This is a genomic window from Aeromonas sp. 75A (assembly GCF_051919425.1).
Lineage (GTDB): Bacteria > Pseudomonadota > Gammaproteobacteria > Enterobacterales > Aeromonadaceae > Aeromonas > Aeromonas veronii.
Window position 1 is genome coordinate 2,541,844 of the sequence record NZ_JBQBES010000002.1, and the last position, 24,986, is coordinate 2,566,829.

General features: G+C 60.3%; 21 protein-coding genes and 4 tRNA genes. 18 read left to right on the plus strand and 7 right to left on the minus strand.

Annotated features, from left to right (window positions below):
• Nucleotides 1–130 precede the first annotated feature (130 nt).
• From plsY to ACTG2T_RS11925, 7 genes are all read left to right on the plus strand, one after another.
• A complete protein-coding gene (gene plsY / locus ACTG2T_RS11895; RefSeq protein WP_042053596.1) occupies nt 131–793 on the plus strand; it encodes a glycerol-3-phosphate 1-O-acyltransferase PlsY in 663 nt (220 codons plus the stop codon).
• 47 nt (nt 794–840) lie between these two features.
• Nucleotides 841–916: transfer RNA gene (locus ACTG2T_RS11900), tRNA-Phe, on the plus strand.
• Nucleotides 917–968: 52 nt separating this feature from the next.
• Nucleotides 969–1,044: transfer RNA gene (locus tag ACTG2T_RS11905), tRNA-Thr, on the plus strand.
• A gap of 3 nt (nt 1,045–1,047) precedes the next feature.
• A tRNA-Phe gene (locus ACTG2T_RS11910) sits at nt 1,048–1,123 on the plus strand.
• 8 nt (nt 1,124–1,131) lie between these two features.
• A tRNA-Asn gene (locus tag ACTG2T_RS11915) sits at nt 1,132–1,207 on the plus strand.
• Between the two features lie 105 nt (nt 1,208–1,312).
• Nucleotides 1,313–2,485, plus strand: coding sequence for a CD0519/CD1768 family membrane protein (locus ACTG2T_RS11920; protein WP_005356581.1), 1,173 nt, complete (start codon nt 1,313–1,315; stop codon nt 2,483–2,485).
• A 432-nt stretch (nt 2,486–2,917) separates the two neighbouring features.
• Complete coding sequence (locus ACTG2T_RS11925) at nt 2,918–3,373, plus strand: hypothetical protein (RefSeq protein ID WP_330124654.1); 456 nt, start codon at nt 2,918–2,920, stop codon at nt 3,371–3,373.
• A gap of 75 nt (nt 3,374–3,448) precedes the next feature.
• Here the strand turns inward: ACTG2T_RS11925 and argH are convergent, their stop codons facing one another.
• The 5 genes from argH to argC form a co-directional block, all read right to left on the minus strand.
• Nucleotides 3,449–4,834, minus strand: a complete 1,386-nt coding sequence (gene argH, locus ACTG2T_RS11930) for an argininosuccinate lyase (protein WP_330124653.1) — start codon at nt 4,832–4,834, stop codon at nt 3,449–3,451.
• Nucleotides 4,835–5,043: 209 nt separating this feature from the next.
• Nucleotides 5,044–6,279, minus strand: coding sequence for an argininosuccinate synthase (locus ACTG2T_RS11935; protein WP_330124652.1), 1,236 nt, complete (start codon nt 6,277–6,279; stop codon nt 5,044–5,046).
• A gap of 84 nt (nt 6,280–6,363) precedes the next feature.
• Nucleotides 6,364–7,275 (minus strand): ornithine carbamoyltransferase, encoded by a 912-nt coding sequence (locus tag ACTG2T_RS11940; RefSeq protein WP_279464219.1) that lies wholly within the window; start codon nt 7,273–7,275, stop codon nt 6,364–6,366.
• Nucleotides 7,276–7,300: 25 nt separating this feature from the next.
• Nucleotides 7,301–8,080 carry an acetylglutamate kinase gene (gene argB, locus ACTG2T_RS11945; RefSeq protein ID WP_005336097.1) on the minus strand — a complete coding sequence of 260 codons (780 nt, stop codon included), beginning with the start codon at nt 8,078–8,080 and terminating at the stop codon, nt 7,301–7,303.
• A gap of 22 nt (nt 8,081–8,102) precedes the next feature.
• Nucleotides 8,103–9,110 (minus strand): N-acetyl-gamma-glutamyl-phosphate reductase, encoded by a 1,008-nt coding sequence (gene argC / locus ACTG2T_RS11950; RefSeq protein WP_330124651.1) that lies wholly within the window; start codon nt 9,108–9,110, stop codon nt 8,103–8,105.
• A gap of 271 nt (nt 9,111–9,381) precedes the next feature.
• Here argC and argE point away from each other — a divergent pair, with 271 nt between their 5' ends.
• The 7 genes from argE (at nt 9,382) to ACTG2T_RS11985 (ending at nt 17,935) form a co-directional block, all read left to right on the plus strand.
• Nucleotides 9,382–10,527 (plus strand): acetylornithine deacetylase, encoded by a 1,146-nt coding sequence (argE, locus tag ACTG2T_RS11955; protein ID WP_330124650.1) that lies wholly within the window; start codon nt 9,382–9,384, stop codon nt 10,525–10,527.
• Between the two features lie 231 nt (nt 10,528–10,758).
• Complete coding sequence (gene ppc / locus ACTG2T_RS11960) at nt 10,759–13,392, plus strand: phosphoenolpyruvate carboxylase (RefSeq protein ID WP_005341594.1); 2,634 nt, start codon at nt 10,759–10,761, stop codon at nt 13,390–13,392.
• Between the two features lie 356 nt (nt 13,393–13,748).
• Nucleotides 13,749–14,456 carry a DUF2971 domain-containing protein gene (locus ACTG2T_RS11965; RefSeq protein WP_330124649.1) on the plus strand — a complete coding sequence of 236 codons (708 nt, stop codon included), beginning with the start codon at nt 13,749–13,751 and terminating at the stop codon, nt 14,454–14,456.
• Between the two features lie 101 nt (nt 14,457–14,557).
• Complete coding sequence (ybaK, locus tag ACTG2T_RS11970) at nt 14,558–15,022, plus strand: Cys-tRNA(Pro) deacylase (protein ID WP_005336092.1); 465 nt, start codon at nt 14,558–14,560, stop codon at nt 15,020–15,022.
• 147 nt (nt 15,023–15,169) lie between these two features.
• Nucleotides 15,170–16,078, plus strand: a complete 909-nt coding sequence (locus ACTG2T_RS11975) for a hypothetical protein (RefSeq protein ID WP_330124648.1) — start codon at nt 15,170–15,172, stop codon at nt 16,076–16,078.
• Between the two features lie 68 nt (nt 16,079–16,146).
• Nucleotides 16,147–16,938: a transporter substrate-binding domain-containing protein gene (locus ACTG2T_RS11980; RefSeq protein ID WP_108612425.1), complete on the plus strand. Its 792-nt coding sequence runs from the start codon at nt 16,147–16,149 to the stop codon at nt 16,936–16,938.
• Between the two features lie 112 nt (nt 16,939–17,050).
• Complete coding sequence (locus ACTG2T_RS11985) at nt 17,051–17,935, plus strand: transporter substrate-binding domain-containing protein (RefSeq protein ID WP_330124647.1); 885 nt, start codon at nt 17,051–17,053, stop codon at nt 17,933–17,935.
• On the opposite strand, the gene ACTG2T_RS11990 is transcribed toward ACTG2T_RS11985, so the two are convergent.
• Nucleotides 17,929–18,813 carry a LysR family transcriptional regulator gene (locus ACTG2T_RS11990; protein WP_139405121.1) on the minus strand — a complete coding sequence of 295 codons (885 nt, stop codon included), beginning with the start codon at nt 18,811–18,813 and terminating at the stop codon, nt 17,929–17,931. The genes ACTG2T_RS11985 and ACTG2T_RS11990 overlap by 7 nt on opposite strands.
• A gap of 134 nt (nt 18,814–18,947) precedes the next feature.
• Here ACTG2T_RS11990 and ACTG2T_RS11995 point away from each other — a divergent pair, with 134 nt between their 5' ends.
• The 4 genes from ACTG2T_RS11995 (at nt 18,948) to ACTG2T_RS12010 (ending at nt 22,146) form a co-directional block, all read left to right on the plus strand.
• Nucleotides 18,948–19,349: a CidA/LrgA family protein gene (locus tag ACTG2T_RS11995; RefSeq protein WP_040069042.1), complete on the plus strand. Its 402-nt coding sequence runs from the start codon at nt 18,948–18,950 to the stop codon at nt 19,347–19,349.
• The gene (locus ACTG2T_RS12000; protein WP_005341581.1) at nt 19,342–20,031 is read left to right on the plus strand and encodes an LrgB family protein; all 690 of its coding nucleotides are present in this window, start codon (nt 19,342–19,344) and stop codon (nt 20,029–20,031) included. Before ACTG2T_RS11995 ends, ACTG2T_RS12000 begins: the two co-directional genes overlap by 8 nt.
• A 74-nt stretch (nt 20,032–20,105) precedes the next feature.
• Nucleotides 20,106–21,005 (plus strand): hypothetical protein, encoded by a 900-nt coding sequence (locus tag ACTG2T_RS12005; protein ID WP_330124646.1) that lies wholly within the window; start codon nt 20,106–20,108, stop codon nt 21,003–21,005.
• Between the two features lie 277 nt (nt 21,006–21,282).
• Entirely contained in the window at nt 21,283–22,146 is an 864-nt protein-coding gene (locus ACTG2T_RS12010) for a patatin-like phospholipase family protein (protein WP_330124645.1), read from the plus strand.
• A 76-nt stretch (nt 22,147–22,222) separates the two neighbouring features.
• On the opposite strand, the gene mutS is transcribed toward ACTG2T_RS12010, so the two are convergent.
• Nucleotides 22,223–24,805 (minus strand): DNA mismatch repair protein MutS, encoded by a 2,583-nt coding sequence (gene mutS / locus ACTG2T_RS12015; RefSeq protein ID WP_330124644.1) that lies wholly within the window; start codon nt 24,803–24,805, stop codon nt 22,223–22,225.
• Nucleotides 24,806–24,986 lie beyond the last annotated feature (181 nt).

Here is a 24,986-nt window from a genome sequence, read left to right on the forward strand (position 1 = left end):
GGCTGTGATGACAGCGCAGGGATGCTGGCCGGGCAACAGGCTTGCCGAGGCGCTCTGGGTGGGCATGGGCCCATGCCAGCGTATGTGGCCCGCATCATACCCCATTCATATCGTGGTAAAAACGACCAAGATGACGGCCCTGACGATTTTGATGATTATTCTGGCCTACCTGGGTGGTTCACTATCCAGTGCTGTGCTGGTCTCCCGCTGCACCGGTCTGCCCGACCCGCGGGATCATGGCTCCCACAATCCGGGGGCAACCAATGTGCTGCGCCTGGGTGGCCGGATGGCGGCGCTGGTGGTGTTGTTGCTCGATGTGCTCAAGGGTACTGTGCCCGTCTATCTCGCCTGGTATCTGCAGATCAAACCCGTCTACCTCGGCTTTATCGGGGTCGCCGCCTGCCTCGGCCATATGTATCCCATCTTCTTTCATTTTCGTGGTGGTAAAGGGGTCGCCACCGCTCTTGGCACCATGATGCCCATCGGCTTTACCATGGGGGGCGCCGTGATTGGCACCTGGCTGCTGGTGCTGCTGGTGAGCGGCTACTCCTCGCTGGCCTCCATCATTACCGTGCTGCTGACGCCGCTCTTTACCTATCTGCTCAAACCCGAATATACCCTGCCAGTCTCCCTGCTCTCCTGCCTCATTCTGATCCGCCATCACGAGAACATCTCCCGCCTGCTCAAGGGGGAGGAACCCAGAGTCTGGGGGCGAAAAGGCGCGGCCTGTGCCGAAGAAGTGGCAGAAATGGACGATGTTGCGCAAAAAAGAGACGAACGAGACAAAAAGTGAAATTTCCCGTTGACCATCCGCCTTAAAATCCGTTTAATAGCGCCCACGCCCAGATAGCTCAGTCGGTAGAGCAGGGGATTGAAAATCCCCGTGTCGGCGGTTCGATTCCGTCTCTGGGCACCAATTTTGGTGCCATGAAATAAAAAACTTGTTCATGCACAATGGTTTAAAGTGTGCCGGCTTAGCTCAGTAGGTAGAGCAACTGACTTGTAATCAGTAGGTCACCAGTTCGATTCCGGTAGCCGGCACCATTTGCCCAGATAGCTCAGTCGGTAGAGCAGGGGATTGAAAATCCCCGTGTCGGCGGTTCGATTCCGTCTCTGGGCACCAATTACAATTCCTCCTTAGTTCAGTCGGTAGAACGGCGGACTGTTAATCCGTATGTCACTGGTTCAAGTCCAGTAGGAGGAGCCAATTCAAAAAGCCCTTGTCGCAAGACAAGGGCTTTTTTCTATTTGGCGCAGCTATTTTTTAACCATAAAAACAACCACACACGCACAGATGAACCGCAGGATAGATATGGAAAATCATGTAGTTATAGAGTCAAAGGGGCGACTTGCCGCCATTCGGAACTGGATGGAACCCGTGCTGGTGCTGCTTATTCTCGGCAGCCTGTTCGGTTACCTCGGCAGCCAGATGGGCCTCTCTGCCATGGTCAACACCCTGTTCAATACAGCCCACCAGCTGCTGCTCAATACCGTGCTCTTTATCATGGGGATCACGGTGCTCTCCGGTGCCCTGAGCCAGCTCTTGAGCGAGTTCGGGGTGATCCGCCTGCTGGAGGTTCTGCTGGCCCCGCTGATGAAGCCGGTGTTTCGCCTGCCTGGCCGCACCGCGCTGGCGGCGCTGATGACCTTCTTCTCCGACAACCCGGCGGTGATCAGCCTCGCCAAGGACAGCCGCTTTCGCAAAGGCTTCACCCCCTGGCAACTGGTGTCGCTCACCAACTTCGGCACCGCCTTTGGCATGGGGCTGATTGTGGTCACCTTTATGGCTACCCTGCAGTTGCCAAGTGGTGAATCTACTGCCAGCGCGGCGCTGATTGGGTTGCTGGGTGCTCTGGTGGGCTCGGTGGTCTCTACCCGACTGATGCAGCGGATGATCCGCCCCTTGGTGGGGGAAGTGCTGAACGATGACGCTGTATCGTCCGACGGCCGCAAGGTAGGGGTGACCAAAGAGGCGGCTCCCGGCTGGCTGCGGATCCTCAACTCTCTGCTCGATGGCGGCAAATCTGGCGTGGAGCTGGGGATGGCGGTGATCCCCGGGGTGCTGATAATTAGTACCTTCGTGATGCTGCTCACCTTCGGCCCCGGCGACAAGGGCTATACCGGCGAAGCGTTTCAAGGGGTTGCCCTGCTGCCGGTGCTGGCCGCCAAGGTGAGCTGGCTGTTTGACCTGCTGTTCGGCTTCCAGCAGCCGGAGCTGGTTGCCTTCCCGGCCACCTCGCTTGGTGCGGTTGGTGCCGCCATGTCACTGGTGCCGCCTTTTATTGCCAAAGGGTGGATCACCGGTAACGAGGTCGCGGTATTTACCGCCATGGGGATGTGCTGGAGTGGCTTCCTGAGCACCCACACCGCCATGCTCGATGCCCTCGGCTATCGCCACCTCACCTCCCGTGCCATTGTCGCCCACACGGTCGGCGGCTTGTGCGCCGGGGTGGCAGCGCACCAGCTTTATATGCTGCTGGGCTGAGTCAGGTTCAGACACTGATATAAAAAGAGGCTCTCCGGAGCCTCTTTTCATTTCTATTGGTCACGCCTTGTGGGCGGATCACCGCTCGATTAGTAAGCCCGCAGGTCGTTATTCGGTGCCTGATCGCTGCGCCGCTTTTGCCAGGTTTACTCTGTTGGTGCTATCAGCAACGCAAGTGGCTTAAAGAGTTGGCGATTAGGGTGTGAAAGGAAGGGGGCCGGCTCGGGTGGGCGACAAAAGGCTTTGCCACCACATTGCCACTACTGCCCGCCTGCCCCCCCTTTGCGCTCGGCCATCTCCTGCGTGCTGGTTGAATAAATAGATCAGCCATTCAAGGGATTAGCCGGTGCGGTGCGTTTTATCATCGTGCTGGCCCCGCTTATGCACATCTCTTGGCAACACCATCAAGGGTCGTTGTCGCGGAGAGTTATCATGATCAGCAACCTGCTCCCCCTTGCCTCTATCGCCCTCAAGCTGGGCAGTCAGCTGCTTGGCAGCAGTAGCAAACCTGAGCCCGTGCAGCCTGCCGTACAGGAGGAACACCTTGCCCCGACCGTCCAGAGTCTGTTCCAGCGACTCGGTATCAAGGATGCCGACAACGAGCAGAACCGCTCGGCCATCAACCACTTTATGGGGGAGCTGATGCAGACTCTGGGGCAGGAGAATAGCGGTCAGTCACTCCCAGCTGCCATCGATAGTGCCCGCAATCAGCTGGTCAACGGTACCCAGAGCACCCGCCTCGATGCGCTGCAAAGCGAGCTCGATACCCTCAAGGGCACCCTTGGTGCCAGCCATCTCAACCTCGACCAGCTGCTCGCTGCCTTTAAACAGACCCTGCCCAATGGCAAGGGCGATGGGGTTGGCAAGCTGCTAAATGCCAGTGCGTGAACGGTAGCAGGCAATAAAAAACGGCAACCTTGGGTTGCCGTTTTGCTTTCTTGTTCGAATGACAGGCCGGTTGGCTTAACCCGCCCGCTTGGCCAGCCACTGCTCTGCGGCAGTAAGGGCCGCTTCTACCTGCTCCCGGGCGACGCCGCCTTTGGCAACCCGTTTGGCGAGGGTGGCTTCCAGCTCCAGATTGGGGTAAACGTCGAACTCGATCACCGGGCTGAAGCGCTGGAACTCGCCGATGGAGAGCTCCTCCAGCGGACGGCCCACGCTGATGGCGAATACCACGGTTTCGCCGACGATATGGTGCGCTTCACGGAATGGAATCCCCTTGGCCACCAGATAGTCCGCCAGCTCGGTGGCGTTGGCGTAGCCGCCTTGCGCCGCTGCCATGGTGCGCTCGCCGTTGACCTTCAGATCGATCAGCACCAGCGCCGCCATGTCGAGGCAGTCGTGCCAGGTGTCGAGGGCATCGAACAGCCCTTCCTTGTCTTCCTGCATGTCCTTGTTGTAGGCCAGCGGCAGCGCCTTGAGGCTCATCAGCATGCCCATCTGGGCGCCTACTACACGGCCAGTCTTGCCGCGGATCAGCTCGAGCGCATCCGGGTTTTTCTTCTGCGGCATCAGGGAGGAGCCGGAAGTGACCGCATCGGAGAGCTCGACAAAACCCGCCTCGCCGGTGTTGTAGAAGATAAGGTCTTCGGCAAAGCGCGACAGGTGGGTCATGGAGAGGGACGCCACGTGCATCAGCTCCACCACGTGATCCCGATCGGAGACCGAATCCAGACTGTTGCGGGTGGCACCGGCAAAGCCCATGTCGAGCGCCAAGGCTTCGCGGTCGATGGCATAGGCAGTGCCCGCCAGCGCGCCGCAGCCGAGGGGGCTGGTGTCGAGACGCTTGAGGGCATCCTGCAGGCGGGAGTAGTCCCGCTCCAGCATCTCCACATAGGCCAGCGCCCAGTGGGCGTAGGTGACCGGCTGGGCCCGCTGCAGGTGAGTGTAACCGGGCAGCACGGCAGCCTGATTGGCGCGAGCGGAGGCTACCAGCCCCTGCTGCAGGGCGGTGATGGAGCCGAGCAGCAGCTCGCCCTGCGCCTTGCACCAGAGTTTCAGGTCGGTGGCGACCTGATCGTTGCGCGAGCGGCCGGTGTGCAGCTTCTTGCCCAAATCGCCGACGGCGGCGATGAGCTGGCTCTCGACCCAGGAGTGGATATCTTCGGCGTCCGAACTCAGGATCTGCTGGGGATCCTGCTGCACCGAGGCGAGCAGCACCTCCATCGCCTGTTGCAGTTTGCCCTGCTCATCGACGGTCAATACGCCCACCTTCACCAGCGCTTTGGCCCAGGCCATGGAGCCTTGAATATCCTGTTCCGCCAAGCGGTAATCGAACCGAAGCGAATCGTTGAACTGCTTGAACCGGCTATCGGCTCCCTGACTGAAGCGTCCACCCCAAAGTGCCATACTGCTCTCCTTGAATGCGTTGTCGGCGGCGCCCTGGCCACCGAGCTTGAAATCGTGCCCTGTTTTTCTGCGAGCCTGTTATCTCACAGAAGCGGACGGGGCGCAGCCGCTCTTGTCACACGGCCGATGATTGGTCAGGGGTTATGCCCTATGCCTGTAGAAGAGGGGGCCATGCCCCCTCAACGGAATCAACGGGTTATCGCGCTTGCTTAGCCGTGGGTGTGATCGCCACCGATAGCCTGATGCTGTTCCTTCATGGCGCGGATCCGGCTGGCCAGGGTGTAGAGACGGATAAAGCCTTCGGCATGGCTCTGGTCATACACTTCGTCGGCGCCGAAGGTGGCGAAGTCTTCGGAGTAGAGGCTGTTCGGCGACTTCTTCTGCACCGCAGTGACCTGACCTTTGTACATCTTCAGCACCACTTCACCGTCGAGATCTTCGGCGATGGCGTTGGCAGAGGCGAGGATCGCCTTGCACAGCGGGGTGAACCAGCGACCGTCATAGACCAGATGGGAGAACTCGGCACCCAGCTTCTCCCGCCAGGCGCGGGTCGGGCGATCCAGTACCAGCTCTTCCACAGCGCGCAGCGCGGCGACCATCACGGTACCGCCCGGGGTCTCGTAGCAGCCACGGGACTTCATCCCCACCATCCGGTTTTCGGTGATGTCGATGCGGCCCACGCCGTGCTTGCCAGCACGCTCGTTCAGGATCATCAGGATCTGGTGCGGGCTGAGCGGCTGGTCGTCAACGGCCACCACTTCACCCTGCGCCACGGTCAGCTTGACGTACTCCGGCTGATCCGGAGCCTGCTCGGCCGGTACGGTCCACTGCCAGACCGCTTCGGACGGCTCGTTCCAGGTGCTCTCCAGCTCGCCACCTTCGGTGGAGATGTGCCAGGCGTTGGCGTCGCGGCTGTAGATCTTCTTCAGGGTCGCCTTGCAGGGGATGTTGCGGGTCTCCAGATAGGAGAGCAGATCTTCCCGGGAGCGCATGTCCCAGATCCGCCACGGGGCGATCACTTTCAGCTGGGGCGCCAGCGCGGCGACCGCACCTTCGAAACGTACCTGATCGTTACCCTTGCCGGTGCAGCCGTGGGAGATGGCATCGGCCCCTTCCGCCAGCGCCGCTTCGACCATCGCCTTGGCGATCACCGGACGGGCCATTGAGGTGCCCAGCAGATAGGTGCCTTCATAGACGGCGCCGGTCTTCAGGGTCGGGTAGACGTACTCTTTGACGAACTCTTCCCGCAGATCCTTGATGATGCACTTGGTGGCACCGGAGGCGATGGCCTTCTGCTCGATCCCTTCCAGATCGTCACGCTCCTGACCCACGTCAGCCACGAAGGCGATGATTTCGGCGTCATAGTGCTCTTTCAGCCAGGGAATGATGGCCGAGGTATCCAGTCCACCCGAGTAAGCCAGTACGATCTTGTTGATTCCGCTCATGTTACTTCTCTCCGTGATGATTCGATGATGATTCAATAAAAGGGTCGTGATTCAGGTTGAGTGCCGCGTTACTTGTTGCCCTGACTATTTATGCCCAAACAGGGTCAGCAACACGGCGTTCTGGATATGCATCCGGTTTTCGGCCTCGTCCATGATGAGGGAGGCGGGGCCATCCATCACCTGCGAGGTGATCTCCAGCTCCCGGTGCGCCGGCTGGCAGTGCAGCACATGTGCAATGCCGGTGCGGTCGATCAGGGCCTGATTGATCTGATAAGGCATAAAGAGGTCTTTGACCTGCTCCATCGGGGTGTTGTCGCCCATGGAGACCCAGGTATCTGTGTAAGCAACGTCGAACCCTTCGATATCCGCCACGTCATCGCTGATGTGGATGGTCGCCCCCGACTTGGCCGCCAGAGCCTGCGCCTGCAGGAAGATCTGGGTATCCGGGCCGTGGCCTTTCGGGCATATCAGGGTCACGTCGGTGCCGAGGGTCGCCCCCAGCAGCAGCAGAGAGTGGCTGACGTTGTTGCCATCACCGAGGTAGGCAAGCTTCACCTTCGACAGATCGTCGTAGTGCTCGGCAATGGTCATAAAGTCGGCCAGCCCCTGACAGGGGTGATAGAGGTTGCACAGGCTGTTCACCACCGGCACTGTGCCGTGCTCTGCCAGCTCGACCAGGGTCTGGTGATCGAACACCCGGGCGACGATGGCATCACACCAGCGCGACAGGTTGGCGGCGAAATCCTTCACCGACTCCCGCTTGCCCAGCGCGCCGTTCTGCTGATCCAGATAGACGCTGTGGCCGCCCAGTTTGGCGATGCCGATGTCGAAAGTGACCCGGGTGCGCAGGGAGGGCTTCTCGAACAGCGTGACCACACTCTTGCCGGCCAGCGCCTGGCTGTACTTCTTCGGGTCGGCCTTCACTGCTTTGCCCAGCGCAATCAGCGCCTCGATCTGGGCTTTGTTCAGATCACTGTCTTTCAGAAGATGTTGCATCGGATGTTCCTTGTTCCGGTGGAGATCAAATGGCCACTTGGGTGCCTACCGCGCCGCCAGCCAGCAGCTTGAGCAGCTGATCCGGGTAGCGCCAGCTGGCGACACAGACCGGCTTGCCGAGGGTCTCGGCGGCGTGCAGGGCTGCTTCTACCTTGACCGCCATGCCGTCGCGGATCACCCCTTTCTCCATCAAATCCAGCGCGGTCAGCTTGTCGAGCTGGGGCACCAGCTTGCCCTTGCCATCGAGGATGCCGCTCACATCGGAGAGCATCACCAGATCGGCACCGAGCGCTTCGGCAATGGCGGTGGCCGCCTGATCTGCGTTGACGTTCATCAGCTGCCCTTCGGCAGTGATGCCGATGGAGCTCACCACCGGCAGGAAGCCCTGACCGAGGATGCCTGCTACCAGCGCCGGGTTGCCCGGTTTGCACTCGCCGACGGCACCGAGATCCGGGTCGAGCTGGGTCACCTGACACAGGCCGCCATCCGCCAGGCAGAGCCCCACAGCCGGAATGCCGGTGGCGATCGCCTTGGCCATCATCTGCTTGTTGGCTGTGCCCGCCAGCGCCCCAGCAATAAAGGGGATCTGCTCGAACGGGGTCACCCGCAAGCCGTTCTTCTTGGTGGAGGTGAGACCCAGCCCCTTGAGCAGGTCATCCACCAGACAGCCACCGCCGTGCACCAACACCAGCGGACGGTGCTGATCGTCGAGAAAGGTTTTGAGGGTGGCGAACAGGGCGGTCAGCGCCTCGTCGTTTTCTATCAGGGCGCCGCCCAGCTTGATTACCAACGTCTGTTTGTCCATGTTCGAGATCCTTCCTAAGTCCTTAAATCAGGCCGGTGGCCGGTTCAAATCCAAATTTGATATTTATGCACTGCATGGCTTGCGAGGCGGCACCCTTGAGCAGGTTGTCGATGGCCGAGACCACCACCAGCATGTTGCCCTGCTGTTGCCAGGCGATGTCGCAATAAGGGGTGCCAGCTACGCCGCGAATGGAGGGCATCTGGCCGGTGAGGCGCACCAGCGGTTTGCCTTCGTAAGCCTTGAGGAAGGCCTGATCCACCTGGGTGGGGGTCACGCCGTCCGCCAGCTGCACATAGATGGTGGCCAGAATGCCGCGCACATAGTTGCCAAGGTGGGGCTGGAACAGCACCTCCTTGCCGAGGTGGTGGCTGATCTCCGGCTGGTGTCTGTGATTGAAGGTGCCGTAGGGATTGAGGCTCACTTCGCAGAAGCTGGTGTTGATGGCCGCCTTGCGCCCGGCGCCGGAGACCCCGGAGACGGCGTTGATGATGGGCTGCCACCCCTTGGCAATCAGGCCATCCTGCTGCAGCGGCTTGAGGGCGCACAGCGATGCGGTCGGATAGCAGCCGGGCACCGCGATCAGCTGGGCGGTGGCGATGGCATCGGCATTCCACTCCGCTAGGCCATAGACGGCCTGATCCAGCCACTGTTCGCTGTCGTGGGTGAAACCGTAGAAGCTGTCGTAAAAGCCCTGATCCTTGACCCGGAAGGCGCCGGAGAGATCGAACACCGGCAACCCCTTGGCGAGAAACTTGGGTGCGAGCTCGGAGCTCACCTCGTGGGCGGTGGCCAGCAGCACCAGATCGGCCTGGGTCAGGATCCGGGTCATGCCATCCTCGTCCAGCGGCAGCAGCGGCTGATCGAGGGCTCCGACCCACTGGGGATGCAGGGAAGAGAAGCGCTTGTGGGCATCCTGACTGCCGGCGGAGACATAGAGGCCGAACAGCTTGAGTTGTGGGTGGTTCTGTACCAGTGCGGCCAGTTCGGCTCCCGCGTAGCCACTGGCACCGACGATAACGGTGTTAAGCATGTTGAATATTCCAAGTCAGAGTACGAGATTCACAGCATGACGCTGCAGTGCACAAGGGTGGTCGAGCGCCCCTTTGCACAAGTGCGGAGGGGCAATTCAGGCGGGTGTGTGTCGTCGGTTATAGATCAGGTGACAGAACATTAACTTTCCCTTACAACTAGAAGCCTTTGTTGATGAGCCAGATATTCAGGTAAAATTACAGAATATTCATGCACTCACTTTGCATTTGTATTTTCTAACAGAAACATTCCGGGGACGCAAGGAGGAGCTGATGGCCAATCTGGATTTTTTTTCACTTTATAAGAATATTATTGCGATTCCCTCTATCAGCAGCACGGATCCCAAGTGGGATCAGAGCAACGAGGCAGTGATCCGGCTGCTGGCCGACTGGTTCGGTCAGCTCGGTTTTCAGTGCGAGGTGACGGCGCTCCCCGATCTGCCGGGCAAGTTCAATCTGGTGGCAACGATCTGTCAGGGTGAGGGCGGTCTGCTGCTGGCGGGTCACACAGATACGGTGCCGTTCGATGAGGGGGGCTGGAGCAAGGATCCCTTCAAGGTGACCGAAGAGGGCAACCGCCTCTATGGCCTCGGCACCATCGACATGAAGGGCTTCTTCGCCTTTATCGTCGAGGCGCTCAAAGATATTGACCTCACCAAGCTCAACAAGCCGCTGTGTATTCTCGCCACTGCCGACGAAGAGACCACCATGGCGGGGGCCCGCGCCATCGCCGCGGCGGCCGAATTGAAACCCGACTACGCCGTGATTGGCGAGCCGACCGGACTGGTGCCGGTGGTTGCCCATAAGGGGCATATGTCGGAGGCGATCCGCATTACCGGCAAGAGCGGTCACAGCTCGGATCCCACCAACGGCGTCAACGCCATGGAGATCATGCACAAGGCGATGGGGCAGGTGCTGCGCTTGCAGCAGGATCTGAAAGATCGTTACGCCGACCACCGCTTTGCCGTGCCGCAGCCGACTCTGAACCTGGGTTACATTCAGGGCGGCGACAGCCCGAACCGCATCTGCGGCTGCTGCGAGCTGCATATCGACCTGCGACCCACTCCGCAGGTGGGGCCGGATGAGTTGATGGGGATGCTCAAAGAGGCGCTGTCACCCATCGAGATCCACCAGCCGGGCTGCCTGCATCTGCAACATCTGCACGAGCCTATTCCCGCCTATGCCTGCGCCGACGACTCTGTGCTGGTGCGCGAAGCTGAGAAGGCGAGCGGTCGTGCCGCCGAGTCGGTCAACTACTGCACCGAGGCGCCGTTTATCCAGCAGCTTGGCTGCGAGACCATAGTGATGGGCCCAGGTCATATCACCCAGGCGCACCAGCCAGATGAGTATCTCGACCTCTCCTTCGTCAAGCCGACCACCTCGGTGTTGCAGCACCTGATCAGACGTTTTTGCCTGTAGCGGCGGCGGTGAAAGGGGCGTAAAAACTGTAAGTAAGTTACATAACAAGCCGGTTGTGGAGTGGTGATGGAAATACATGTTCTGAATCGGCCTGTTATTTGACCTTGCGCAGACAATCTGGGTAGATTGTCACCCTAAGATGACGGAGCATATGTTGTAATCGCACAACAATAAGTGAGGTCGTCTAGCACCCCGGATGGGTGTCAGGCACCAACAAGATAAGGATGTGGAATGAACGAAAAGTACGCCGCACTACGCGCCAACGTAGGTATGCTGGGTCAGCTGCTGGGTAAATCCATCAAGGATCATCAGGGTCAGGCCTTTCTCGACAAGATCGAAACCATTCGCCAATTGGCCAAGTCCTCCCGCAAGGGCAATGAATCAGACCGGGAACGTCTGCTCGATACCCTGCGCACCCTGAGCGATGACGAACTGCTGCCGGTGGCCCGCGCCTTCAGCCAGTTCCTCAATCTGGCCAACGTGGCGGAACAGTTCCACACCATCTCCCGTCGCTGTGAAGAGCAGGTCTGCACCCCGGATCCGCTGGAGCAGATGTTCGACAAGCTGAAAGCGTCCAACCTGTCGCAAGAGGCCATCATTCAGGCCGTGCGCGAGCTGGATATCGATCTGGTGCTGACCGCTCACCCCACCGAGGTGACCCGTCGCACCCTGATCCACAAGCACGTACAGCTCAACGACTGCCTCGAGGCGCTGGAGCTCTCCGACCTGCTGCCCCGCGAGCGGGACAAGATCCTCAATCGCATCGAACAGCTGATCAATCAGGCGTGGCACACCAACGAGATCCGCGAACAGCGCCCGACTCCGGTCGACGAGGCCAAGTGGGGCTTCGCCGTGGTGGAGAACAGCCTGTGGCCCGCCATTCCCGAATTCATGCGCAATCTGGACGAGCGTCTGCAACACCATCTGGGTGTGCGGCTGCCGCTGGATGCCGCGCCGGTCAAGTTCACCTCCTGGATGGGCGGTGACCGAGACGGCAACCCCTTCGTCACCGCCAAGGTGACTGCCGAAGTGCTGGAGCTGGGCCGCTGGATGGCGGTGAGCCTGTTCTACAAAGACATCAAGGAGCTCACCTCCGAGCTCTCCATGTCCGACTGTACCGACGCCGTGCGTGCTCGCGTTGGCGATCACCCCGAGCCCTACCGTGCGCTGGTGCGCGAGCTGCGTGAAGCGCTGCGCGAAACCAAGGAGCATCTCACCGCCAAGGTGCAGGGCCAGGCGAGCGAGAGCCAGGATCTGGTCAAGACCACCGCCCAGCTGCGCGAGCCGCTGGAGCTCTGCTACCACTCATTGCACGCCTGCGGCATGGGCAACATCGCCGATGGCATGCTGCTGGACGTGCTGCGCAAGGTCGCCTGTTTCGGCATCCATCTGGTCAAGCTCGATATCCGTCAGGATGGTGAGCGCCACGGGCTGGTCTTCTCCGAGCTGACCCGCTATCTGGGTCTGGGTGACTACGCCGAGTGGAGCGAAGATGACAAGCAGGCATTCCTGCTCAATGAGCTCAACTCCCGCCGTCCGCTCATTCCTCACGACTGGGAGCCGAGCGCCGAGGTGCGCGAGACGCTGGATACCTGTCAGGTCATCGCCCAGCACGACCCCGATGCGTTCGGCATCTACATCATCTCCATGGCCGGTGCGCCGTCCGATGTGCTGTCGGTGCAACTGCTGCTCAAAGAGGCGGGCTGCAAGTTCCGCATGCCGGTCGCCCCGCTGTTTGAAACCCAGGATGACCTGATGGCAGGCACCGCCGTGATGGAGCGTCTGCTCTCGGTGGACTGGTATCGCGGCTACATTCAGGGCCGTCAGTACGTGATGATCGGTTACTCCGACTCTGCCAAGGATGCGGGCATGATGGCCGCTGGCTGGGCCCAGTACGCCGCCATGGAATCCCTGGTGGGGCTGGCCGAAGCCAACAACATCCGCCTCACCCTGTTCCATGGCCGTGGCGGTACCGTCGGTCGTGGTGGTGCGCCTGCCCATCAAGCCATCCTCTCCCAGCCGCCGGGATCCCTGCGCGGCGGTCTGCGTACCACCGAACAGGGGGAGATGATCCGCTTCAAGTTCGGTCTGCCGAAAGTGGCGATCAAGAGTCTGGAGCTCTACACCAGCGCCGTGCTGGAAGGGAACCTGCTGCCACCGCCCAAGCCGAAAGAGTGCTGGCGCGAGGTGATGGAACAGCTGGCCGCCGACTCCTGCGATCACTACCGCAGCATCGTGCGCGGTCATCCGGACTTCGTCCCTTACTTCCGTGCCGCCACCCCGGAGATGGAGCTCGGCAAGCTGCCGCTCGGCTCTCGTCCCTCCAAGCGCAAGCCCAACGGCGGCGTCGAGAGCCTGCGCGCCATTCCGTGGATCTTCGCCTGGACCCAGAACCGTCTGATGCTGCCGGCCTGGCTCGGTGCCCACAAGGCGCTGCAACAGGCTATCGACGGCGGCAAGCTGGCGGTGCTGGAAGAGATGAGCGCCCAGTGGCCCTTCTTCCGCACTCGCCTCGAGATGCTGGAGATGGTGTTCCTCAAGGCGGACGTCTGGCTCGCCGAGTACTACGACACCCGTCTGGTACCGCAGGAGCTGTGGGGCCTTGGCAAACAGCTGCGTCAGGAGCTCGCCGAATCTATTGAAGTGGTGCTGAAACTGAGCCCGCGCGGGGATCTGCTGGAGGATCAGCCGTGGATCAAGGAGTCCATCAAGCTGCGCAACCCCTACACAGACCCGCTCAACGTGCTGCAAGCCGAGCTGCTCAACCGCTCCCGCAACCACCCGGAGACCCTGCACCCCGAGCTGGACAAAGCACTGATGGTCACCATCGCCGGTATTGCGGCAGGTATGCGCAACACCGGTTGATAGCCAGCCCAAGCCAGCAGGCTTCAGCAATATCCATCAAGCCAAAGGGCGCCGACAAGGTGCCCTTTGTTTTTTGTTGTCCGGCAGAATTGGGCTCGATGGGAACCCTCCCCCTCCATGTTTTGGGCTGTATTTCGTAGGGTGTAATAAGCACAGCGCATTGCACCGCTCGACAATGTGTTTTGCCCGAACTAGTCCTGCGTTTGATATGGCAAGCGGTGCAATTTACTTCGTTCATTGCACCCTACTGTAGTTGGTTAGCAAACTTATATATGTTACTTTGATTACATTTAGGATTATCTGCTGGTGGACAAATGAATTCGTCATTAAACTTCTTTAAATTCAAATCGATAAATATGTGGTTATTAGATTCTGTAATCAATAGCTCCATATATGCAGCAAAACCAGAAAGTTTAAATGATCCATTTGATTGTCAAATCGACCTTGAATTTGAGCTTAAAAAAGCCACATTAAATGAAATGAATCATGCAAATGCTATTCTTCAAGCAGCTCTTAATAATCCAGCCTTCATTGATAACTGGCGAAGTGTTTTGTCGTCCTGTGGTGTGGTCTCTTTTACTCAGGATGATGCCTCTCATAAGGCAATCGAGAATATCTTGATGTGGACTCACTATGCGGATGAACACAAAGGGGTTTGTCTCGAGTATTCAGTGGGTGAGGAGTATATTAATAATAACTGGATAGGTGATAATGCTGAAAACCCACTTGTGATGTGTAGGTCCGTTAATTATAAGTCTGAATTATCCATCAATTGCCTTGGTAACGATTTTAATAATGAGAGAGAGTTTGTTATAGCACTTTTGGAAGACTACTTAACTATGAAAACAACACCATGGGGTTATGAGCATGAGGGGCGAATTATTTTTACGAAAAATGGTTCTGTCGCATTACCAAGAGAAGCTTTAGTTGCCGTTAGGTTCGGTTTAAAGTCTTCTAGTGATCACGTGCGTTTAATAAAGCGGATACTGGCTGACTATTCACCTGAAACAAGAGTTTTTAAGGCAGTTAAAGAGAAAAACAACATCAAATTTATAGATGTGTGAATATAGCTGCTGTAAAGCACCCCCTCAAACTTGCATCCTCCTTCACGCAGGCGCAGACTGTTTGGCCTTGTTTTTATGCGATTCGATTCAAGGCAACCATCATGACTCCTGCCATCAACCTGCTGAAGAAGCTCAAAATCCCCCACAAGCTCTACCCTTACGAGTGCGAAGCCCACGACGATTTCGGCAAGCATGCCGCGACCCAGCTCGGGCTGCCGGAGGCGCAGGTGTTCAAGACCCTGGTCGCCCATCACGACAAGCAGGCGGTGGTGGCCATCGTTCCCTCATCCGGCATGTGCAGCCTGAAACAGCTGGCCAAGGCGACCGGTCTCAAGAAGGTGGAGATGATGAAACCGGCGGAAGCGGAGAAGCTGACCGGCTATAAGGTCGGCGGCATCAGCCCGCTGGCCCAGAAGAAATTGCTGCCCACCGTGCTCGACGAGTCGGCGCTGCAGTTTGACGAGATCCTGGTGAGCGGCGGCAAGCGCGGCCTCTCGGTCGGTGTGGCGCCGCAGGATATGCTGACGCTGATGAAGTGGATCGCCGCTCCCATCGGCGAAGAGTAGTGTCGGGCACAGTGTGAACTTGCCTTCCGGGCCTGTGGTGGCCCGGATTGTCCTACCTGTGATCGGACGCGCAAGCCGTGATTGCCCCGTGCTCAACGGGGAGTGTGCCAGTCTATACTGGGTGAACCCCGTTGTATGAGTTCAGCCATGATGTACCGACTTCTGTTGCTTTGCCTCTGTTTATCCTTCCCCTCTGCCTTGCTGGCTGCCACCCGCTTTACCCTGCTCAGTCCTGAAAACAGTCAGGATATGCGGATGCGTTATTACCGTGAGGTGATGCAGCTGGCGCTGGAGAAAACTCGTCCCGAATATGGTGACTACGAGTTGCTGGACTCCCTGCCGATGAACAAGGCGCGGATGCGGATCGAGGTGCAGGAGCAGGGCAAGAGTGCGCTGTTTATTGTCGATAGCTGGCCCTATCAGGGGGAGGTTGTGGCGGGTCAGGGCGCGGAGGATCAGGTGTCATCGATCCCGTTCCCGATCGATATGGGGATCCTCGGCTATCGGGTCTGTTTTGTCGGCTCGGATCGTGCTGCCGAGCTGGCGCGGGTGAACACCCTGGATCAGTTGCGCCACTTCACTCAAGGGGTGGGCTCCGGCTGGCAGGATGCGGCGATCCTGCGCCACGGCGGGCTGACGGTGCATGAGGTGGATAACTACGAGTCGCTGTTTCGTATGGTGGCACGAGGGCGCATCGATCTCTTCTGTCGTGGGGCCAACGAGATCCTGTCGGAGTGGCAATCTCATCAGGGCAAGGTGGCCGGTTTGACGGTCGATCGCCATCTGGCCCTTTTCTATCCGCTGATCCACGTGTTCTACAGTAATGCCCGCTACGTTCAGGAGCGCGAGCGCCTTGAGCGCGGTCTGCAACTAGCCTGGCAGGATGGTTCGCTCAAGCGGCTCTGGCGCCATCACTTCCAACCCTCGCTGGTGTTTGCCAATCTGGGGGCTCGCCAGATTTTCCGGCTCGGCAATCCGCAGTTACCCAAGGGCGGTTTTGACTATCGTTCCTACCTTTACAACCCGCTGGCGGATGATTTCGGTTCACTGCCCTGAGCCGAGTTATCAGGTGCGCAGGCTCTGATAGAGTAAGGGAGAGATCATTGCCGCCAAGGATATGGCCCATGCGCGCATCTGCCCGCTATCTGCTCTTTATTGCGTTGCTGCTGCCCGCGACCGGCGGTGCGGCCCCTGCCTTTACGCTGCGTACCTGCTTTGAAAACAGTGATTCCTATCCTTGGCTGCTGCAATCGGGGGAGGGGGTTGTGCAGTATCACCTCAAGGCGGTTGCTACCGCTCTTGATGCCGAGATCGTGCTGACGCCGCTGCCGTGGAAGCGCTGCCTCTCTCGGGTGAGCAGTGGCCAGATGGATGCGGCCATCAAGATGAGTTACAGCGTCGAGCGGGCGACCAGGGTGGGGGTTTATCCCATGCGTGAGGGCAAACCCGACCCCGCCAAGCGGCTGCTGACCGAGAGCTACAGCCTCTACCAACTCAAGGGGGGTAAGAGCCAGTGGGATGGCACCACCCTCAGGGTCAATGGCGTGGTTGCGGCCCAGTCAGGATTTTCCATCGTCGACTTGTTGCAGGCTGCGGGAGCCGAGGTGGATGACTCCAGCCGTGACCCGCTGATCATTTTGAAAAAGCTGGTGATGGATCGGGCGCAGGCGACCGCCATCCAGACCGAGGTGGCTGACAGCATTCTGGCGGCCCATCCCGCGTTGCAGACTCGCATCGAGCGGCTGTCGCCGGTGCTGGTGGAGAAGCCCTACTATCTGGTCTTCTCTCACCGCTTTTATCAATCTCATCCCCGACAAAGCCGACAGGTGTGGGATACCATCGAGCAGGTGCGCGACTCTGCTGCCTATCAGCGTTATGCCACAGCGCTCAGAAGTACGCCTCCGGTGGGGGAGTAGGCTGATGGATGCGACTGGCCGAAAAGGGGAGGAGAGCGTGGGGTGGTGGCAGGGCCGAGTGCCCACGCTCAGGGCTACACTGAAAGTACCCCCTTCAGCCAAGGCGCGGTTTATGTCACCCCTGCATCTGCTGGCCACCGCTCTGCTCTGCATGTTGTCGCTGACCGGACAGGCGGCCACCCGGTTTACCTATATCAGCCCGGAGAGCGAGCGGGATCCGCGTACCACCTATGATCGGGAGCTGCTGCGGCTCGCCCTCGACAAGACCCGTGACCAGTTTGGCGACTATCTGCTGGAGCCTGCACCGCCCATGACCAAGGCGCGCGAGCGGGTCAGCATGCAGCTCGACAGTTATCCCAACCTCTTTGTAATGGACAGCTACAGCAGCACCCGCGAGGAGCTGGGGCTCGCCTATGTCCGTTTTCCCATCCATCTGGGCATCGTCAGCTACCGCATCTGTTTTGTCAGCCCGCAGCAAAAGGCGGCGGTGAGCAAAGTGACCGACCTCAAGGGGCTGCGGCAGTTCACCTTCGGTCAGGGCAAGGGGTGGCTGGATGTGGATATCCTGCGCTACGCCGGGATGGATGTGGTGGAAGTGGAGGGGTACGAGAAACTGTTCAAAATGGTGGCGCGGGGCCGCTTCGATCTCTTCTGCCGCGGGGTGAGCGAGCTGCGTAGCGAGCAGCTTACTCACAAGGAGATGACGGATCTGCTGGTGGATGACGCACTGTTGATCTACTACCCGCTGCCCCGGGTCTTCTACACCAATCCCAGCAATCGTGAGGCGCTCAAGCGGGTCGAGCGGGGGTTGCAGCTGGCGTGGCAGGATGGCTCGCTACAGGCGCTGTGGCGCAAGAGCTTTGGCCCGGCTATCGCCTTTGCCAAGCTCTCCCAGCGCCGACTGTTGCGACTGGATAATCCCTTCCTCGACGGGATCAGCTTCGATTACCGCCCCTACTTCTACAATCCGCAGACCAATCGCTTCGGCGATTACTGAGGTGCCTGCCGCTGGCGGCAGAGGGCCAGCCAGGCCTCGGCTGTGCGGGAGAGATAGCGCTCGCTCGGCCAGATCACCCCGAGTCGCCAGCTCAATTCGGGCTCCAGCGGCCGCAGCACCAGACCATCCGGGGTCAGCCGGTTGCAGACCGGCTCCGGCAAGAAGGCGACCCCCATGCCGCTGCGCACCATGGCGGTAAGAAAATCCCACTGGCTGCTGCGCGCCGCCACCTGCGGCACAAAGCCCGCCTCCTGACACGCCTGCTCCAACCGCTCGCTCAGGGTAAACGCCTGGGTATAGAGCAGGAAGGGCTCCTCCTGCAGGGACTCCAGCCGCAGCGGTGCCTCGCCATGCCAGCGCGGTTGATCTGGCAGCACTACCCGGATCGGGTATTGATCCAGCTCCAGCGCGCTGAGGGCGCCCCCCTCTTTGGTCGGCAGCATGGTGATGGCGAGATCAAGCTCCCCCTCCAGCACCGCCTGTTCGATGCGGCGGCCGCCGTACTCCACCAGGGTCAGCTCCACCTTGGGATAGAGGGTGCGGTAGGCGCGGATCAGATCCGCATAGACGTGACCCACCATGGGGGGAATGCCGAGGGTGAGGCGACCATGTTGCAGGCTCTGCAGATCCGCCAGTTCGGCCTCCAGCTGCTGCATCTCCGCCAAGATGGTCTGGGCCCGGTTGAACAGCACCTGGCCGCTGTCGGTCAGGGTAAAGCGGCGTCCTTCCCGGTTGAGCAGGGGTTGGCCCAGCTCCTCTTCGATATTGCGGATCATCTTGCTGATGGTGGGCTGGGTGACGAACAGCTTTTCAGAGGCGCGGGTGAAGCTTTTTTCCCGCACCAGTTCGACAAAATAGCGCAGGGCGCGAATATCCATGGACTCTCTCGACTCGTGTTGGCGGGTACGGGATGAAGTATGCCTATGAGGCATGAATTCGATAATTTTAATTCATTTCTGGCAGGTTTTGCTCAACTCTATACTGTGAGCCGGTTCACAGAAAGACGATGATCATGAAAGCCCTCTGCTTGCGCTGGTTACAGACTCCCTTCCAGATTGTGTTGCTGGCAGCCATCTGGCTGCTGGCCGATACCGCGGTGCGTACCCTCCATCTGCCGCTGCCCGCCAACCTCACCGGCATGCTGTTGCTGCTGGCCTGCATCCTGCTCGGGGTGGTAAAGGCCGAGTGGTTCAGCGCGGGGGCTCGCTGGCTGCTGGCGGAGATGCTGCTCTTCTTCGTGCCCGCCGTGGTTGCGGTGGTCAACTATCAGGATCTGCTGTTGCAGGAGGGGTGGCGCATCATGGTGGTGCTGCTGGTGAGCACTACGCTAGTGCTCGGCACCACGGCGCTGGTGGTGGATCGGGTTTACCGCCTCGAACTGAAACTGGCCCGCCGGAGTCGCCGTCATGTCTGATACCCTGCTCGGGCTGATCTGTTTCGCCCTCACCCTGCTCTTCTACTACGCCAGCAAATGGCTCTATGGCAAAAAGCGCATCCTGCCGCTGATGCCGCTGCTGCTGGCGCCGACCCTGCTGGTGGCCGTGGTGCTGCTGTTCCACATCCCCTATCAGGATTACATGGCGGAATCCCACTGGCTGCTCTGGCTGCTGGGCCCCGCCACCGTCGCCTTCGCGGTGCCGGTCTACGAGAACCGCCAGCTCATACGTCGCCACTGGTTGTCGCTGTCGGTAGGGGTGGTCGCCTCGGTCATCATGGCGGTGGGCAGTACCGTGCTGCTGGCCCGCTGGCTGGATCTCTCCGACATGTTGCAACGCAGTCTGGCGATGCGCTCCATCACTACGCCGTTTGCGGTGGAGGCGACCCGCGCCATCGGTGGTCAGAGCGATCTCACTGCGCTGTTTGTGGTGCTGACCGGGGTGATTGGTATGGCGGTGGGGGAGAGCGTGCTCACCGTGCTGGCCATTCGCAGCCGCCTCGGCAAAGGGGCGGGGTTTGGCGCCTCGGCCCACGGTGCCGGTACTGCCAGGGCTTATCAGATGGGTAATGAAGAGGGGGTGGTCTCCAGTATGGTGATGATGATCGCCGGTATGGTGACCGTGCTGCTGGCGCCCCTGCTGGGCCGGATGTTCTGGTAGGCCTGGCTTCCCTTTAGAAGGCGGCTCGTCCCGGCGCTACACTCTAGTGAGCCTGTATTTCCGGGATGAGCAGTATGACCTTTCATCGCCTCGCTTCCTGCTTGCTGCTGTGCAGCCTTTCCCTCCTTGTCAGTCCCCTTCGGGCGAGCGACGTCATCACTCATATCAGCCCCGAGAGCGATCGGGACTTGCGTACCCTCTATTTTCGCGATCTGTTGCAGCTGGCGCTGGAGAAGACCCGCGACAGCTTCGGTGACTACGAGCTGCGGACCGCGCCGCCGATGAACCGTATCCGGATGCGACAGATTGTGCAGACTCAGCAATACCCCAATCTGTTTGTGGCCGACAGTCTGCGTCCGGCCGCAGAGAGTGGAGCGCTGGATTACGTCCGTTTTCCGGTGGAGCTGGGCATCCTCGGTTATCGCATCTGTTTTGTCAGTCCGCAGCAGGCCGATGCGGTGGCAAGGGTCAATACCCTGACCGAACTGCAGCAATTTCTGCACGGGCAGGGGCGTGGCTGGCAGGATGCGGAGATCCTGCGTCACGGGGGATTCAAGGTGCAGGAGATCGACGGTTACGAGCGGCTGTTCAAGCTGGTGGCCCGTGGCCGCATCGATCTCTTCTGCCGCGGTGCCAACGAGCTCTTTATCGAGCAGGAGCAGCACAGTGATCTGCCCGGCCTCACCGTGGATCGGCGAGTGGCGCTGCACTATCCCTTCCTCCACCTCTTCTACACCCACAAGGATAATCAGGCCGCCATCCGCCGCCTCTCGGTCGGGCTCAAGCTGGCGTGGCGGGATGGCTCGTTGCAACAGCTCTGGCTGCGCCACTTCAAACCTTCCCTCGAGCAGGCGCAGCTCCCCAGACGCCTGTTGTTCGAGTTGGCCAATCCGCGCTTGGATAAGGTGGATTTTGATTATCGGGCCTACCACTACAACCCCGTCGACGGGACGTTCGGGCCCGGGCTGCCTTGATCCTGATGGTGCTGTTACCGGATAAAGGGCCGTCTCTGCTGATGTGCTAAATCATGCCAAAAAGGCATGTTTTTTATTATTTAAATTCATTTTTTGAAGGTTGGTGCGCTGCATATACTGGGGGTCGCTTCACGGTTCAGGTTTGCTCCTGCCCGCTTCTGGCTTGTGCGAGTGAGCCTGAATCGTCCTGCTGCGGCGTCTTGATGTTCTGCATGAAGGCGTCCATCACTGGGCCGGGATCGATCCCGGCAGGTATTACAGCTGACGGAGCCTTGTTATGTTTAATCCCCACCCTTGCGCCCTGATTGTCGAAGGGGGCGCCATGCGCGGCATCTTTGCCAGCGGCGTGCTCGATGCCTTCGTGGAAAGCCATCACTATCCGTTCGATTTCGTCATGGGCGTCTCGGCCGGTGCCACCAATCTGGTCTCTTATCTGAGCGAGCAGCCGCGCCGCAGCCACCACATCATCACCGAGCTGGCTTGCAGCTCCCGGTTTCTCGATCCCCTGCGTTTCGTCAAAGGGGGCGATCTGGTGGATATCGGCTGGCTGTGGCAGGCCAGTCGCCATCGCTTCCCGCTCGATCTCGACACCTTCTGCGCCCGCGACATTCCCTTCTACGCGGTGGCGACCGATGTGGCGAGCGGCAAGGCCATCTATCTGCCGGTGCGGCCCGACAACATGGATGAGGTGCTGACCGCCACCTGCGCTCTGCCGGTGGTGCAGCACGATACCCCCTGCGTCGATGGTCGCCCCATGGCTGATGGCGGCATCAGCGACTCCATTCCGGTGATCGAGGCCTATCGGCGCGGGGCGCGTCGGATGACGGTGGTGCTGTCGGAGCCCCGGGGCTATCGCAAGAAGCCGGCCCGTTTTTGCTGGATGGTCAAAGCCTTGCTGAAAACCCAGCCGGCGCTGGCGCAAGCCATGCTGGAGCGGGATCTCGCCTACAACCGGGCACTCGATTTCATTGCCAATCCCCCTGCCGATTGCGAGATCGAAGTGATCGCGCCACCGGCCGATTTCATGGTTTCCCGTTTTACCCAGGATCCGGTCAAGCTGGAGTCCGGTTATCTGCAGGGTTACTGGCAGGGGCGCCAGAGTCTGTTGCGGGCCCGTGGAGAGGTGCGGGCGGTGGCCTGACTGGTTTGCCGGGTGCTGAATATAAAAAGGGGAACCTCGCGGTTCCCCTTTTGCATGCTTGTGCGGCAGTCGCTGATTACAGCATCTGCTTGAGGCGATAGAGCAGATCCAGCGCCTGCCGCGGGGTGAGCTCGTCGGGACGCACCGCTTCCAGCTCATCGACTACCGGATGGCTCTGGGGCGCTATGGCCACCGGGGCCGGGCGGGTTTCACCGGCGGCTACCGGGGTGGCGCTCTCCAGCTCATGCAGTTTGTGACGGGCCTGCTGGATCACCGATTTCGGCACCCCCGCCAGTGCGGCAACTTGCAGACCGTAGGAGCGGCTGGCCGCCCCTTCCTGCACCGCGTGCATAAAGGCGATGGTGTCGCCGTGCTCCACCGCATCGAGGTGGACGTTGGCCAGCCCGCTCATCAGCTCCGGCAGGCGGGTCAGCTCGAAGTAGTGGGTGGCAAACAGGGTGTAGGCGCCGATCTTGCTCGCCAGCTGCTCGGCGCAGGCCCACGCCAGCGAGAGACCGTCGTAGGTGCTGGTGCCGCGGCCGATCTCGTCCATCAGCACCAGACTGCGGGCGGTGGCGTTGTTGAGGATATTGGCGGTCTCGGTCATCTCCACCATAAAGGTGGATCTTCCTGAGGCCAGATCATCCGAGGCTCCGATGCGGGTGAAGATGCGGTCGATGGGGCCGATGCGGGCACTGTCGGCCGGGACGAAGGCGCCGATATGGGCCAGCAGCACGATCAGCGCGGTCTGGCGCATGTAGGTCGATTTACCGCCCATGTTGGGGCCGGTGATGATCAGCATCCGCCGCTCCCGCTCCAGCCGGATCGGGTTGGCGATGAAGGGGTCGGTCATCACCTGCTCCACCACCGGATGGCGGCCCGCCTCGATGAGGATCTGATCTTCGTCGATGAGGGTGGGGCAGCGATAGTCGAGGGTCTCGGCCCGCTCGGCCAGGTTGGCCAGCACGTCCAGCTCCGCCAGCGCAGCAGCAGACTCCTGCAGATCGCCCAGATGCGGCAGCAGGGCATCGAGCAGCTCTTCGTAGAGCCGTTTCTCCAGCGCCAGCGCCTGCGCCTGGGCAGTGAGCACCCGATCCTCGTACTTCTTCAGCTCGTCGATAATGTAGCGTTCGTTGTTCTTGAGGGTCTGGCGGCGGATGTAGTGGGCCGGCACCAGATGGCTGTTGGCGCGGCTCACCTCGATATAGAAGCCGTGCACCTTGTTGTAACCCACCTTGAGGGTGTTGATGCCGGTCAGCAGCTTTTCCCGCTCCTCGATGCGGGCGAGGCTGGCGGTGGCGCCGTTGGCCAGATCCCGCAGCTCGTCCAGCTCGGCGTTGAACCCTTCACGGATCACGCCGCCATCGCGGATCAGCACCGGCGGCACCTCCATCACCGCGCGCTCCAGCAGGTCGAGCAGCTCGGGGAAGGTGCTGGCCCGCTCGGCCAGCTGTTGCACCGCTTCGTGCTCGTTATCCGCCAGCAAGCGCTGCAATTCGGGCAACTGGGCGAAGGCCTGACGCAGGCGGGTGAGGTCGCGCGGGCGGGCCGAGCGCAGGGCGAGACGGGCCAGTACCCGTTCCACATCACCCACCTGACGCAGCAGGTTGCCCAACTCGTCGTAGAGGTTCTGCTCGATAAGCGTATGGATGGTGCTCTGGCGGCCTTTCAGGATCACCCGATCGCGGATCGGCTGGTGGATCCAGCGCTTGAGCAGGCGGCTGCCCATGGGGGTGGCGGTGCGATCCAGCACCTCGGCCAGGGTATTTTCATAGCCACCGGCCAGATTCTGGGTCAGCTCCAGATTGCGGCGGGTGGCGGCATCCATGATGACCGCGTGATCCGGCTGCTCGAGGCGCACGTTGCGGATGTGGGGCAGGGCGGTGCGCTGGGTGTCCTTGACGTACTGCATCAGGCAGCCAGCGGCGCACAGGGCGGTCTCGCTCTTGTCGACGCCAAATCCCACCAGATCCTGGGTGCCGAACTGCTGGCAGAGCAGCTTGCGAGCGGTGCCCAGCTCAAACTCCCACTCCGGGCGGCGACGCAGGCCGCGGCGACCCTCGATATGGTGCAGAAACTCGAAGGATTCCGGGTAGAGCAGTTCGGCCGGATTGGTGCGCTGCAGCTCTGCCAGCAGGGTCTCTTCTTTCTCGAACTGGTTGATGAAGAAGCGGCCGGAGCCGATGTCCATGGTGCCGTAACCGAAGCGGCAGCCATCGTGATAGACGGCGGCGATCAGGTTGTCCTGCCGCTCGCTGAGCAGCGCCTCGTCGGAGACGGTGCCCGGGGTGATGATGCGAATGACCTTGCGCTCCACCGGCCCCTTGCTGGTGGCGGGGTCTCCCACCTGCTCACAGATGGCGGCCGACTCGCCGAGCTGCACTAGCTTGGCCAGATAACCCTCGATGGCGTGATAGGGCACGCCTGCCATCGGGATGGGGCTGCCGGCCGACTGGCCGCGCTTGGTCAGGGAGATGTCGAGCAGCTGGGAGGCCTTGCGGGCATCGTCATAGAACAACTCGTAGAAGTCGCCCATCCGGTAGAACAGCAGGATCTCCGGGTTCTCGGCCTTGAGGGTCAGATACTGCTGCATCATGGGCGTGTGGGCGCTGAGATTGGCGCTTGGCGCAGCGCCAGTAGCTTGGTGTTGTGCGGTCATGTTCTATTCCAGAAGGGGCCTCTGCGGGCCCGGGTCTGCGGTGATGAGCCTTAAGCTTGATGGCGCCATTCTACACATAAGCGCCGCGCCGGGGGAGGTTGGCTCACACCACCATTTGGCTGATGCGAGTCATCAGCCTTGTGACAATCAGCTCAGTTGCGAGGGGCTGCTGCGGGATCGC

Coding starts and splice junctions, on each gene's coding strand:
- ACTG2T_RS11920 (WP_005356581.1), top strand. CDS start 1,313: ATGGAAAATCATGTAGTTATAGAGTCAAAGGGGCGACTTGCCGCCATT.
- ACTG2T_RS11995 (WP_040069042.1), top strand. CDS start 18,948: ATGAAAGCCCTCTGCTTGCGCTGGTTACAGACTCCCTTCCAGATTGTG.
- ACTG2T_RS12010 (WP_330124645.1), top strand. CDS start 21,283: ATGTTTAATCCCCACCCTTGCGCCCTGATTGTCGAAGGGGGCGCCATG.
- ACTG2T_RS11980 (WP_108612425.1), top strand. CDS start 16,147: ATGCGCGCATCTGCCCGCTATCTGCTCTTTATTGCGTTGCTGCTGCCC.
- ACTG2T_RS11935 (WP_330124652.1), bottom strand. CDS start 6,279: ATGAGCGGAATCAACAAGATCGTACTGGCTTACTCGGGTGGACTGGAT.
- ACTG2T_RS11965 (WP_330124649.1), top strand. CDS start 13,749: ATGTGGTTATTAGATTCTGTAATCAATAGCTCCATATATGCAGCAAAA.
- ACTG2T_RS11975 (WP_330124648.1), top strand. CDS start 15,170: ATGATGTACCGACTTCTGTTGCTTTGCCTCTGTTTATCCTTCCCCTCT.
- ACTG2T_RS11940 (WP_279464219.1), bottom strand. CDS start 7,275: ATGCAACATCTTCTGAAAGACAGTGATCTGAACAAAGCCCAGATCGAG.
- argC (WP_330124651.1), bottom strand. CDS start 9,110: ATGCTTAACACCGTTATCGTCGGTGCCAGTGGCTACGCGGGAGCCGAA.
- plsY (WP_042053596.1), top strand. CDS start 131: ATGACGGCCCTGACGATTTTGATGATTATTCTGGCCTACCTGGGTGGT.
- argH (WP_330124653.1), bottom strand. CDS start 4,834: ATGGCACTTTGGGGTGGACGCTTCAGTCAGGGAGCCGATAGCCGGTTC.
- ACTG2T_RS12000 (WP_005341581.1), top strand. CDS start 19,342: ATGTCTGATACCCTGCTCGGGCTGATCTGTTTCGCCCTCACCCTGCTC.
- argB (WP_005336097.1), bottom strand. CDS start 8,080: ATGGACAAACAGACGTTGGTAATCAAGCTGGGCGGCGCCCTGATAGAA.
- mutS (WP_330124644.1), bottom strand. CDS start 24,805: ATGACCGCACAACACCAAGCTACTGGCGCTGCGCCAAGCGCCAATCTC.
- ACTG2T_RS12005 (WP_330124646.1), top strand. CDS start 20,106: ATGACCTTTCATCGCCTCGCTTCCTGCTTGCTGCTGTGCAGCCTTTCC.
- ACTG2T_RS11985 (WP_330124647.1), top strand. CDS start 17,051: ATGTCACCCCTGCATCTGCTGGCCACCGCTCTGCTCTGCATGTTGTCG.
- ybaK (WP_005336092.1), top strand. CDS start 14,558: ATGACTCCTGCCATCAACCTGCTGAAGAAGCTCAAAATCCCCCACAAG.
- ppc (WP_005341594.1), top strand. CDS start 10,759: ATGAACGAAAAGTACGCCGCACTACGCGCCAACGTAGGTATGCTGGGT.
- argE (WP_330124650.1), top strand. CDS start 9,382: ATGGCCAATCTGGATTTTTTTTCACTTTATAAGAATATTATTGCGATT.
- ACTG2T_RS11925 (WP_330124654.1), top strand. CDS start 2,918: ATGATCAGCAACCTGCTCCCCCTTGCCTCTATCGCCCTCAAGCTGGGC.
- ACTG2T_RS11990 (WP_139405121.1), bottom strand. CDS start 18,813: ATGGATATTCGCGCCCTGCGCTATTTTGTCGAACTGGTGCGGGAAAAA.